The sequence below is a fragment of the Chelatococcus asaccharovorans genome (genome assembly GCF_003201475.1).
Lineage (GTDB): Bacteria > Pseudomonadota > Alphaproteobacteria > Rhizobiales > Beijerinckiaceae > Chelatococcus > Chelatococcus asaccharovorans.
On the sequence record NZ_QJJK01000006.1, the window covers coordinates 327,506 to 338,797 of the forward strand.

The window sequence follows — 11,292 nt, forward strand, 5'->3', positions numbered from 1 at the left end:
CCAACCGGCCGCGCGGCACCGTAAGATGGGCCTTTGGCAATATGACGACGCGATGAGCACGAGTGACATGAGCATGACACCGATTTCGCTGACGGACAGGGCCGTGACGCGCATCCAGGAGGTTCTCGCCGCAGAGACGGCGGGGGCGATGTTGCGGATCAGCGTCAACGGGGGCGGCTGCTCGGGCTTCCAATATGTGTTCGACGTCGACCATGAGCGCGGGGATGACGATCTCGTTGTCGAGCGCGACGGCGCGACCGTGCTCGTCGACTCCGTGTCGCTGCAATATATGGATGGTGCGGTGATCGATTTCGTCGACGACCTGATCGGCCAATCGTTCAAGATCGAGAACCCGCATGCAACAGCCTCCTGCGGCTGCGGAACGTCATTCTCGCTTTAAGGGCCACAGCCCACGCGCAAACGTCCCGGGGACTATCCAAATCGCCCCGGACTATCGATGACAGGCGCGATCAGTCATAGGGTTGCCACTGCTCAAGGCTATACGAAATACTGTAGATTAGGGCAGAAGCCACCCATCCCACGGATCTGAGGAAAACGACCCATGGCCCGGCCGCGCGCGAAAGCGATCTTGCTGTCTGCAGTTTCCCTGGCCGCTCTCGCGGGCGTCGGCGCCCTGGGCGCGAAAGTCACGACGGAGCAAGGCCTTGTCGCGGCCGCCGCGCGGGCTGGCGCCACCATCGGCAAGGTCGCGGCCAATCCGCTCAACGGGCGGATCACACTCGGTGACATCCGCCTCGCCGCAGGCGCCGCCATTATCACGATCGGCCAGGTCAGCACCACCGGCGGCCCGGCGCTGATCGCGCCCGCCTTCGCCGCCGAAGACGTCACACTTGAGAACGTCACCGTGACTGTCGGCCCCATTCGCTACGACATGCCGCGCATGGTCTTTACCGGCTCGAGCCTCGATCGCGCGGGCCTCGCCGCGCTGTTCGCCGCCAACGCTCCGGACACGCTCGCCAACCGCCTGGCGAAGATCTCGGCCAGCAGCGTCGTGATCCCCGAAGTGAAATATGAGTCCAATTTCTCCTTTGATGGGGTGAGCAGTCACACGATCGGCACGTACACCGACATCGCGTTTCGTGACGTCGTAAACGGCGTCGCTGCGAAATTCACCCAGGCCAGCGGCAGCTACAGCACGACGACGCGCAGGGACAAGCCGGCGAGCCCCTCCCCGGGCAATGGTGGCGGGGCTAACAGCCAGACCAAGCCGCTGTCGTCGGACGGCACCGCGAGCGGCACATCCGGAGCGTTGCGATACGACGCGTTAGATATCGCTGCCCTGGCGCGCCTTTTTACGGACAGCGCAGGGACGGGCCCTAACCCGCCCGTGAAGATTCATGGCCCTTTCACCACGTCTGATATGGTGTTCACTGAGCCGAATGGCACAAAGCTTAGCATCGAGGACATCTCCGGCGATGGTATGGTCGCGCGACTGGGCAGAACATCCCTGCTCTCCCTGGTGGAGAGCCTGCAGAAATTACCGATGGACGAAGCCCACAAGCAGGACAGCTCGTTCAAGATTCTGACAGAGGCTCTGTCGATGTGGGACAGCATCGTCGCCACGTCTGCAACGATCAAGAATGTGAAGGTCGATCTTCCCGAGCCGGCACACTCCACATTCACCATCGGCGATGTCGTTGTGGGCATCGGCAACAACCCGAACCCGCAACAGGCCAACCCGGCTTATCCCGCGCAGGGGGGGCTACGGGTTTCCATGAACAACGCCGTCTTCACCCTGCCGGCGGACGCGGAGAACGACTTCGCCAAGCGCCTGATTGCGATGGGCTACAAGGACCTGTCGCTATCCTTCACCATCGAGGGCCGGTTGAACGAAGCCGGCAAGGAGCTCGTCATCAACGAATTCTCCTTTGGCGGAAAGGACATGGGCAAGGCCGCCGTGAGCGCGGTCATCGGCAATGTCACGCCCGACCTGCTCTCTTCGGAGGAGGCCGTTCGCAATGCCGCCGGGATGGCGCTGACCGTGAAAAATCTCGCTGTCACCGTCGACAACGCCGGGCTCGCGGACAAGTTGCTGGCGGAAGAGGCGGCCAAGCAGAACAAGTCGCCGGATACGCTGAAGACCGAATACGGCATGATCGCAACGGTCGGCGTCCCGAGCTTCCTCGGCGGCAGCCCCGAGAGCAAGGCCCTGGGTGCCGCGGTCGCGCGCTTCATCGCCAAGCCCGGTCAGCTCGCCGTGAAGGCGGCCGCCAAGGATGCGGCTGGCTTCGGTCTGGCCGACTATGGCGCGACCGGTGGCCAGCCGGCCGCCATTCTCGAGCAGATCAACCTGACGGCCGAAGCGAAATAGCGCGTCCTCCGACCCTCCCCGTACGCCGGCCCGGACGCTTCCCGCGATCCGGGCCTTTTTTGTATGTCCATTCGGAGGGAGCGCTGATCTTCAATTTGTGAAGATCGGAAGCGGGTTTGGGCGCAGATGTCGCAGTCTTCAGGCGGCGGCCTGCAGTATAAGGCGATCGGGGCTGGAGTGATCAGGACATGGAACCATGAAGCCTCGTCTTATCGCGTTGTATGCAGGCATTGGCTTAGCCCTTAGTGCAGGACCTGCTTTTGCCACTGATCCCGATCTGTTCATATTCCAGCAGCAGGACACCGCCCGAATGCAGCAGGATCACAATCTTTCCGGCATTCGTGACGCTCAGGAGAATGTGAAAGCCTATCAGCGGCTCTTGAACGAGGAGCAGATGCAGCAGCACGCCGCGCCGGCTCCGCAGACCCACCCGACGATGCGCCAGCATCACACGTCGTAGACGGCAATGATAAGGGCGGTGAACGCCGAAGAACAGCGCCACACCGCCCTTGCTTAGCCGGCCATCAATGCGCTGAACGCGCGGTTCAAGCCTTGGTGCCAGCCGTTTCGCCGTCGCCGGCCTGCGCTTCCACAACCGCGACGGCCGTCATATTGACGATGCCGCGGGTGGTGACCGACGGCGTGAGGATATGAGCGGGTTTTGCCGGCCCGAGGATGATGGGCCCGACCGGCAGCGCATCCGCGAGGATCTTGGTGAGTTGATAGGCGATATTGGCCGAATCGAGATTCGGCATGATCAGCACATTCGCCGCGCCCTTCAGTCGCGACGTCGGCAGCACCTTTTCGCGGATGACCTGTGACAGGGCCGAGTCGGCCTGCATCTCGCCGTCGACTTCGAGCGAAGGCGCCCGCTCGCGGATAAGGGACAGGGCCTTGCGCATTTTGACGGCGCTCGCCGTGTCGGCCGAACCGAAATCCGAATCCGCCAAAAGCGCGATCTGCGGCTCGATGCCGAAACGGCGCACATGCTCGGCGCACATCACCGTCATCTCGGCGATCTCGTCGGCGCTCGGATCGTCGCGCACATGGGTGTCGGCCAGGAAGTAATGCCCCTTGGAGGTGATGATCAGGCTCATCGCCGAGAGCGCCCTGACGCCGGGCGCGAGCCCCACGATGTCCTCGATATGCTTGATGCGGGAGGAGAAGCGCCCCTCCAGCCCGCACAGCATGGCGTCCGCTTCACCACGCGCCAAGGCCAGCGCGGCGATGACCGTGGTGTTGGTCCGAACGAGCGTGCGCGCGATGTCCGGCGTGATTCCCTTGCGCCCGGCCACATCGAGATAGGTGGCGACATAGTCGCGGTAGCGGGGATCGTCCTCCGGGTTGACGAGCTCGAAGTCGCGGCCGATCTCGATGGACAGGCCAAACCGCTTGAGGCGCGTCTCGACGACCGCCGGGCGGCCGATCAGCACCGGCTGGGCGATGCCGTCCTCCAGCACCGCCTGCGCCGCGCGCAGCACGCGCTCGTCTTCCCCCTCCGCATAGATCACGCGCTTCGGCGCCTTGCGCGCCAGCGCAAACACGGGCTTCATGATGAAGCCGGAGCGGAACACGAAGCGCGACAGCGATTCGGTATAGGCGGCCATGTCGGTGATGGGCTTGCGCGCCACGCCTGATTCCATGGCGGCGCGGGCAACGGCCGGGGCGATGCGCAGGATCAGGCGCGGGTCGAACGGGTTCGGGATGAGCGAGGTCGGGCCGAAGCCGCTGATATCGCCGCCATAGGCCCGCGCCACGACATCCGACGGCGCCTCGCGGGCCAGCGCCGCGATGGCCTTGACGGCAGCGGCCTTCATCGCCTCGTTGATCGTCGAGGCCTCGACATCGAGAGCCCCCCGGAAGATGTAGGGGAAGCAGAGGACGTTATTGACCTGGTTCGGGAAATCCGACCGCCCGGTGCAAATCATGGCGTCAGGGCGTGCGGCAATGGCCGCGTCCGGCATGATCTCCGGATAGGGGTTGGCAAGCGCCAGGATCAGCGGCTTTTCCGCCATGGTCTTGACCATGTCCGCCTTGAGGACACCGCCGGCGGACAAGCCGAGGAAAACGTCGGCGCCGGGAATAACCTCCGCCAGCCTGCGTGCCTCCGTCTTCTGCGCATAGATGCTCTTCCAGCGATCCATCAGGGCCTCGCGCCCCTCATAGACCACGCCCTCGATATCGGTGACGAAGATGTTCTCGCGACGCGCGCCGAGCGTCACCAGCAGGTTGAGGCAGGCGAGCGCCGCCGCGCCCGCGCCCGACGTGACGATCTTGACGTCGGAGATCGACTTGCCGGCAAGCTCGAGCGCATTGCTCACCGCCGCGCCGACGATGATCGCCGTGCCGTGCTGGTCATCGTGGAAGACCGGGATGCCCATGCGGGCTTTCAGGTTCTCTTCGACCTCGAAGCACTCCGGCGCCTTGATGTCCTCGAGGTTGATGCCGCCGAAGGTCGGCTCCAATGCGGCCACCACATCGACGAGCCGCGCCGCGTCGTTTTCCGCCACCTCGATGTCGAAGACGTCGATGCCGGCGAATTTCTTGAAGAGGACCGCCTTGCCCTCCATCACCGGCTTGGAGGCGAGCGGCCCGATATTGCCGAGGCCGAGCACTGCCGTGCCGTTGGAAATGACGGCGACGAGGTTCTGGCGCGAGGTAAGCTGCGAAGCCTCGGCCGGATCGGCGACGATCGCCTCGCAGGCAGCCGCCACGCCCGGCGAATAGGCATGGGCCAGGTCCCGCTGGTTGCCGAGCGGCTTGGTGGGCTGAATCTCAAGCTTTCCGGGCCGCGGATGACGGTGGTAGTAAAGCGCTCCGGCTTTCAGATCATTCGACATTTCATCGGCCATCGTCGCGCTCCCATCCTTCCGCTCAAGTTTGATAAGCCTTGTGCGCGCTAAGGGACGATGGCGTCAATGTCGATTTGGCGCCGCAGGAATGCGCTGAGAGCAGAGCAAGGACATGAGGCCGTCAATGCGGATTTTCGAGCGATTGGGGATGAAGCGAAACCCGCACAACGAAACCCGCCTCCACCTCGACAAGCTCGTCCGCAAGCACGGCGCGGCCATCGGCCCCTATTCCTATGGAAGGCCCAAGGTGCGCTTCGCCGATTGGGGCGCGAGGCTCACGATCGGCTCCTATTGCTCCATCGCGGACCAGGTCGAGATCATGCTCGGCGGCAACCATCGCGCCGATTTCGTGAGCACCTATCCATTTTCCGCCTTCCCCGCGCAGTGGCCCGAAGCCCCGAAAAGCCTCGACCATCAGGGGCCTGCGGGAGATGTGGTGATCGGCCATGACGTGTGGATCGGTTCCGGAGCCCTCATCCTGCCCGGCGTGACGATCGGGTCGGGGGCTGTCATCGCGGCGAGGGCCGTCGTCAGCCGCGATGTTCCGCCCTATGCGGTGGTTGGCGGCGTCCCCGCGCGTCTCATCCGCAAACGCTTCGACGACGCGGCGATCGCCGCGCTCCTCGACTGCGCCTGGTGGGAATTGCCGCGCCATGACGTCGCGGCGCTCATCCCGCTCCTCCAAAGCGGAGACGTCGCCGCCGTCATCACGGCGGTCAAATCGCTGCGGATCGAGGATCCTGCCGCAGGGCGTGGTTGAGGATGCGGGCCTTGAGGCCGAGCGCCGGCTTCTCCACCACGTGCCAGGAGACCATTGCGACCAGGAGCGACAGAACAACGGCGATCGGCAGCATGGCCTCGATCGGCATCTGCGGCGAGAAGGCCTGGAGCGTCTGCTGCACCGGCCAACCGAGGAGATAGACGCCGTAGGAGAGGTCGGTCTTCAGATCAAAGGCGCGCGACGACAGACCGGGGGCCACCGCCAGCCAGATGATGCCGTAGGCGCCCGTCGCGAAATTGAGGGCCTTGTAGAATGACGTGTCCTGGGCCAGCCACGTCACAGCAACGAGCATCAGCACAATCCAGGAGGTGATCCGCACCTCGTCCCGGTACAGGTAGAACACCGCTCCGATGCCGAACAGAAACGGCAGGCGGAGCGACGTCTGCACGGCTTTCCCGGCCTCAGGATAGAGCACGTCCAGGAGGACGATGGCGATGCCGAAGCCGGCGATGATGGCAAGCGCGACGCCCCGGCGGCTGAGACCAATGGCGACCCCGAACAGAAGGACGCCGAGGTAGCACAGTACCTCGTATTTCAACGTCCAGACCGTACCGAGCGGCGCGCGCAGGGGATTGTCCGCGAAGACGCCAGGAAGCGCGCCGGCGCTCTTGAAGGTCGTCAGCGTCGCGACGATGAAGCGGCCGACCTGCGGATCACGCCAATAGTCGGCGAAGCTCAACGTGGTGATGAGGGAACCGAAGACCGCCATCGCCAGGGTCACCACGATGAAGGCGGGCGCAATCCGCAGCGTACGCGCGACGATATAGTCGCGCCAGCCGCGCCGCGCGAAGCTCATGGTGACGAGAAAGCCGGAGATCGTGAAGAAGCCGTTGACCGCATATTCGCCGAGGCTGAAGCCCGTCGAAAGGTACAAGGGTTCATGGCCGCCGGTCGAGACGCTGAAGGCATGCGAGACGACGACAGCCAGCGCCAGGATGAGCCGCAGCACGGAAAAATTGTCATAGGGACGCGCAATGCAGTCAGCCAGGGTCGGCAGCTCGGCCAGAAGCCCGGGCCGGGTGGATGACGGTGCGGTTGTCGAAGTCATTGCGGCTCTTGTTCACTCGATGCGGCTGACGACGTGCGAGCCCCGGAACGCGAGGCTCCCTCCCCTATGTGCCTGTTTAGAATCCCTTGCGCCTGTCTAGAATTCCTTGATAGTCCAGCGCGTCAACGCCGCGCAAGGCGGCGATGGCGCCCGCAGCCGATCCTCCGTAGCGTGCCATGCGGCCGCGATTGAACAGGAGCGCCGCGCCGAGGGCTTTCACCGCGTTCTTGAGCGCCATGGCCGGCGCCGGGTTCGGCAGCCCGTATTTGCGGCTGACATAGGCGCGCGACCAGGCCTGATGCCAGCGGCCGCGGAAGATGCGCCCCGGCGCCGGCGCGCTGGAACGCCCGCGCCCATGGCGCGCCACCGCACCGGCCACATGGACGAGCGCATGGCCGGCATCGGCAATGCGGCGGCAGAGGTCGTCATCCTCGTAGAACAGGAAGATGTTTTCGTCGAAGCCGCCAAGCACCGTGAACAGATCCCGCCGCATGAGGAAGACGGCGCCGGACAGGAAAGGCGCGCAGCAATCGCCCTCGGGCAGCCATTCAACCCCCGCGGGATTGCGAAGATAGGGCGCGAGAAGCGAGCGCGGCTGGAAGAAGACGCGCCCGTCCGGCTCGATCAGCATCGGCGCGAGAAGACCGGCGTCCGGATAGCGCGCGGCGGCATCGAGAAGCGCCGCGACAGCCCCCGGGTCGAGAATGACATCCGGGTTGATGATCAGCACGAAAGGCGTCGTCGCGGCGGCGACCCCGCGATTATTCGCGCGCCCATAGCCTTCGTTGACGCCATTGCGGATGACTGCGGCGCCGAGCCGCGCCGCCGCCTCGGCAGAGCCGTCGGTGCTCGCATTGTCGACCACGATCGCCGGCACACCGTCCCGCGCCAGCGCGCCGAGGCAATCCGGCAACGCATGGGCGCTGTCATAGGCGACGACGACGGCGGTGACGGAGGTGGGAACGGTGGCGGCTCGCATCTACAGCTCCCGGCCGGCACGCAGGGGGCGCTGATCCCTCCCCCGAGGGGGAGGGTACTCCGCGAAGCGGAGGGGGTGGGGGGGCGCCTCGCGACCCCTCCCGGCTCCGCGCTCCACGCGGATCCACCCTCCCCTCGCGGGAAGGGATCGGATCGTCACTTCGCGTCCGGCAGATTGAGCCGGATATGGAGTTCCCGCAGCTGCTTCGCCGTGACGTCGGAGGGAGCGCCCATGGTGAGGTCGAGCGCCTGCTGGTTCATCGGGAACAGCGAGATCTCGCGCAGGTTGGTCACCCCGCAGAGCAGCATGACGATGCGGTCGACACCCGCCGCCATGCCGCCATGGGGCGGCGCACCATACTGGAACGCGCGATACATGCCGCCGAAGCGTTCGACGACCGTCTCCTCGCCATAGCCGGCGATCTCGAAGGCCTTGACCATCGCGTCGGGACGATGGTTGCGGATGCCGCCCGAGGCGATCTCATAGCCGTTGCAGGCGATGTCGTACTGGAAGGCCTTGATGGTCAGGGGATCCTGCCCTTCGAGGGCCTCCAGCCCGCCCTGGGGCATCGAGAACGGGTTGTGCGAGAAATCGACCTTCTTGTCGTCCTCGTTCCACTCGTACATCGGGAAGTCGACGATCCAGGCGAGCTCGAAGCGATCATGATCGACGAGGTTGAGGTCCTCGCCCACCTTCGTGCGCGCAGCGCCCGCGAACTTGACGAATTTCTCCGGGTCGCCAGCCACGAAGAACGCGGCGTCACCGTCCTTCAGGCCGAGCTGGGCCTTGATGGCGGCCGTGCGCTCCGGGCCGATGTTGTTGGCGATGGGCCCCGCGCCCTCCCCGCCTTCGCGCCACATCACGTAGCCGAGGCCGGGCTGACCCTCGCTTTGCGCCCAGGAATTCATGCGGTCGCAGAAGGCGCGTGAGCCGCCGCCGGGTCCGGGGATAGCCCAGACCTCGTTCTTCGCGTCCTCGAGCATGCGCGCGAAGACCTTGAAGCCCGAGCCGCGGAAATGCTCGGAGACGTTCTGCATGACGAGCGGGTTGCGCAGGTCCGGCTTGTCCGAACCGTATTTGCGCAGCGATTCGGCATAGGGAATGCGCGGCCAGTTCCGGGTGACGGGCTTGCCCTCGGCGAAATCCTCGAAGACGCCACGGATGACGGGCTCCATCGCCGCGAACACATCCTCCTGCGTCACGAAGCTCATCTCGAGGTCGAGCTGGTAGAATTCGCCCGGCAGGCGATCGGCGCGCGGATCCTCGTCGCGGAAGCAGGGCGCGATCTGGAAATAGCGATCGAAGCCCGACATCATGATGAGCTGCTTGTACTGCTGCGGTGCCTGCGGCAGGGCATAGAACTTGCCGGGATGCAGCCGCGACGGCACCAGGAAGTCGCGCGCGCCCTCAGGCGAGGACGCGGTCAGGATCGGCGTCTGGAACTCGAAGAAGCCCTGGTCCTTCATGCGGCGGCGCATCGAATCGATGACGGCACCGCGCGTCATGATGTTCTTGTGCAGCTTCTCGCGCCTGAGGTCGAGGAAGCGATATTTGAGGCGCGTCTCCTCCGGGAAGACCTGGTCGCCGAAGACCTGCAGCGGCAGCTCGGCGGCGGGACCCAGCACCTCGATCTCGCTCACATAGACCTCGACCTGGCCGGTCGGCAGATCGGCATTCTCCGTCCCGGCGGGACGCGCACGCACCAGGCCGTCGATCCGCACCACCCATTCCGCCCGCAGGGCTTCCGCCGCCTTGAAGGCGGGCGAATCCGGATCGATGACGGCCTGCGTCAGCCCATAGTGGTCGCGCAGGTCGATGAACAGCACACCACCGTGGTCGCGGATGCGGTGGCACCAGCCCGACAGGCGGACCTTTTCACCAATGTCGGTCCCGCGGAGCGCGCCGCAGGTGTGAGAACGATAGCGATGCATGGCGAGACCGCCCAAGGCTGAGCGGGGCTCCTGCGGCCCCGCGACTTCAAAGGCCGGAAAAACCCATGAGATGCGCTTCTTGTCAAGGATAAGCGCGACAAGTGCGTCCGTCTCGGCTATAGCGCGGTTTCATGGATCTGATCGACTCAACAGAAAAGCTGCAGGCTGCCTGCGACAGGCTCCGTCAGCACCCCTTCGTCACCGTGGACACCGAGTTCCTGCGGGAGACGACCTTTTATTCCAAGCTGTGCCTGATCCAGCTGGCGAGCCCGGACGAAGCCATCCTGGTCGATCCCCTGGCGGCAGATCTCGACCTCGCGCCCTTCTTCGCGCTGATGGCGGACGAGGCGGTCGTGAAGGTCTTCCATTCCGCGCGTCAGGATGTGGAGATCATCTGGCAGAAGGGCGAAGTCATACCCTGCCCGCTGTTTGATACGCAGGTCGCCGCCATGGTCTGCGGCTATGGCGATTCGGTGTCTTACGAGCAGCTCGCCAACGACATCGCCAAGGCCCGCATCGACAAGTCGTCGCGCTTTACCGACTGGTCGCATCGCCCGCTCAGCGAGCACCAGCTCGCCTATGCGCTGTCCGATGTGACACATCTCAGGACGCTCTATCTCTCGCTGGCCGAAGAACTGGCCCGGACCGGCCGCGCGAGCTGGGTCGAGGAGGAAATGGCGGTCCTGACGTCGCCTGCCACCTACGAGATGAAGCCGGAGAACGCCTGGATGCGCCTGCGCGGGCGCGTCAAGAAGACACGCGACCTCGCGGTTCTGATGGAGGTCGCGGCCTGGCGCGAACAGGAGGCCCAGACCCGCGACGTGCCGCGCTCACGCGTCATGAAAGACGACAGCCTCATCGACATCGCGACCCACGCGCCCCGCTCCGCCGAGGCCCTGGGCCACCTGCGCTCGGTACCCAACGGCTTTGAGCGTTCACGCGGCGGCACCGACGTGCTCGCGGCGATCGAGCGCGGCCTGGCGCGTGATCCCAGGACGATCCCGTCGCTGGAGAAGCCGCGCGGCAAGGCCAACAACGGCGCCGTTCTCGAAATGCTGAAGGTGCTCCTGAAGGCCGTGGCGGAAAATGAGCGCGTCGCGCCAAAGATCCTGGCGACCGTCGATGACCTCGAGGCGATCGCCGCCAGCGATCACGCCGACGTTCCGAGCCTGCGCGGTTGGCGCTATGAGCTCTTCGGTGAGCGCGCCATCGCCTTGAAGCGCGGCCAGCTCGCGCTGTCCATCGAGCGCGGCCGCGTAGTCACCATCGAACGCTGACGCCCGCGAGCAGGCTGTGCAAAACGATTTTGTGAGCCGCGCACCTGTCACCCCCGGCGCGATTGGCAAAGCCAATCGCGGGAAGGGATCCA

At 65.1% G+C, this 11,292-nt stretch carries 9 protein-coding genes; 5 read left to right on the forward strand and 4 right to left on the reverse strand.

Going from position 1 to position 11,292, the window contains the following annotated elements:
* The first annotated feature begins 73 nt into the window (after positions 1 to 73).
* The 3 genes from erpA to C7450_RS33560 all read left to right on the forward strand — a co-directional run bounded on the left by erpA (position 74) and on the right by C7450_RS33560 (position 2,792).
* Positions 74 to 400: an iron-sulfur cluster insertion protein ErpA gene (gene erpA, locus C7450_RS15895; protein WP_110375583.1), complete on the forward strand. Its 327-nt coding sequence runs from the start codon at positions 74 to 76 to the stop codon at positions 398 to 400.
* A 162-nt stretch (positions 401 to 562) separates the two neighbouring features.
* Positions 563 to 2,332: a hypothetical protein gene (locus tag C7450_RS15900; RefSeq protein WP_110375425.1), complete on the forward strand. Its 1,770-nt coding sequence runs from the start codon at positions 563 to 565 to the stop codon at positions 2,330 to 2,332.
* A gap of 196 nt (positions 2,333 to 2,528) precedes the next feature.
* Positions 2,529 to 2,792: a hypothetical protein gene (locus C7450_RS33560; protein ID WP_146227352.1), complete on the forward strand. Its 264-nt coding sequence runs from the start codon at positions 2,529 to 2,531 to the stop codon at positions 2,790 to 2,792.
* A gap of 85 nt (positions 2,793 to 2,877) precedes the next feature.
* On the opposite strand, the gene C7450_RS15910 is transcribed toward C7450_RS33560, so the two are convergent.
* On the reverse strand, positions 2,878 to 5,184 hold the full coding sequence (locus C7450_RS15910; protein WP_110375427.1) for an NADP-dependent malic enzyme: 2,307 nt from the start codon (positions 5,182 to 5,184) through the stop codon (positions 2,878 to 2,880).
* 148 nt (positions 5,185 to 5,332) lie between these two features.
* Here C7450_RS15910 and C7450_RS15915 point away from each other — a divergent pair, with 148 nt between their 5' ends.
* A complete protein-coding gene (locus C7450_RS15915) occupies positions 5,333 to 5,944 on the forward strand; it encodes a CatB-related O-acetyltransferase (protein WP_245449797.1) in 612 nt (203 codons plus the stop codon).
* On the opposite strand, the gene C7450_RS15920 is transcribed toward C7450_RS15915, so the two are convergent.
* The 3 genes from C7450_RS15920 to aspS all read right to left on the reverse strand — a co-directional run bounded on the left by C7450_RS15920 (position 5,901) and on the right by aspS (position 9,923).
* The gene (locus C7450_RS15920; RefSeq protein WP_110375429.1) at positions 5,901 to 7,013 is read right to left on the reverse strand and encodes an acyltransferase family protein; all 1,113 of its coding nucleotides are present in this window, start codon (positions 7,011 to 7,013) and stop codon (positions 5,901 to 5,903) included. The genes C7450_RS15915 and C7450_RS15920 overlap by 44 nt on opposite strands.
* Before the next feature lie 76 nt (positions 7,014 to 7,089).
* The gene (locus tag C7450_RS15925; RefSeq protein ID WP_110375430.1) at positions 7,090 to 7,992 is read right to left on the reverse strand and encodes a glycosyltransferase family 2 protein; all 903 of its coding nucleotides are present in this window, start codon (positions 7,990 to 7,992) and stop codon (positions 7,090 to 7,092) included.
* 155 nt (positions 7,993 to 8,147) lie between these two features.
* Positions 8,148 to 9,923: an aspartate--tRNA ligase gene (gene aspS, locus C7450_RS15930; protein WP_110375584.1), complete on the reverse strand. Its 1,776-nt coding sequence runs from the start codon at positions 9,921 to 9,923 to the stop codon at positions 8,148 to 8,150.
* Positions 9,924 to 10,054: 131 nt separating this feature from the next.
* Between aspS and rnd the strand changes: the two genes are divergently transcribed.
* Entirely contained in the window at positions 10,055 to 11,200 is a 1,146-nt protein-coding gene (gene rnd, locus C7450_RS15935) for a ribonuclease D (protein WP_110375431.1), read from the forward strand.
* The last annotated feature ends 92 nt before the right edge of the window (positions 11,201 to 11,292 follow it).

What these genes read in the sequence shown, in the direction of transcription:
- C7450_RS15900 (WP_110375425.1), top strand. Translation starts at nt 563, where the DNA reads ATGGCCCGGCCGCGCGCGAAAGCGATCTTGCTGTCTGCAGTTTCCCTG.
- C7450_RS15915 (WP_245449797.1), top strand. Translation starts at nt 5,333, where the DNA reads ATGAAGCGAAACCCGCACAACGAAACCCGCCTCCACCTCGACAAGCTC.
- aspS (WP_110375584.1), bottom strand. Translation starts at nt 9,923, where the DNA reads ATGCATCGCTATCGTTCTCACACCTGCGGCGCGCTCCGCGGGACCGAC.
- rnd (WP_110375431.1), top strand. Translation starts at nt 10,055, where the DNA reads ATGGATCTGATCGACTCAACAGAAAAGCTGCAGGCTGCCTGCGACAGG.
- C7450_RS33560 (WP_146227352.1), top strand. Translation starts at nt 2,529, where the DNA reads ATGAAGCCTCGTCTTATCGCGTTGTATGCAGGCATTGGCTTAGCCCTT.
- C7450_RS15910 (WP_110375427.1), bottom strand. Translation starts at nt 5,184, where the DNA reads ATGGCCGATGAAATGTCGAATGATCTGAAAGCCGGAGCGCTTTACTAC.
- C7450_RS15925 (WP_110375430.1), bottom strand. Translation starts at nt 7,992, where the DNA reads ATGCGAGCCGCCACCGTTCCCACCTCCGTCACCGCCGTCGTCGTCGCC.
- C7450_RS15920 (WP_110375429.1), bottom strand. Translation starts at nt 7,013, where the DNA reads ATGACTTCGACAACCGCACCGTCATCCACCCGGCCCGGGCTTCTGGCC.
- erpA (WP_110375583.1), top strand. Translation starts at nt 74, where the DNA reads ATGACACCGATTTCGCTGACGGACAGGGCCGTGACGCGCATCCAGGAG.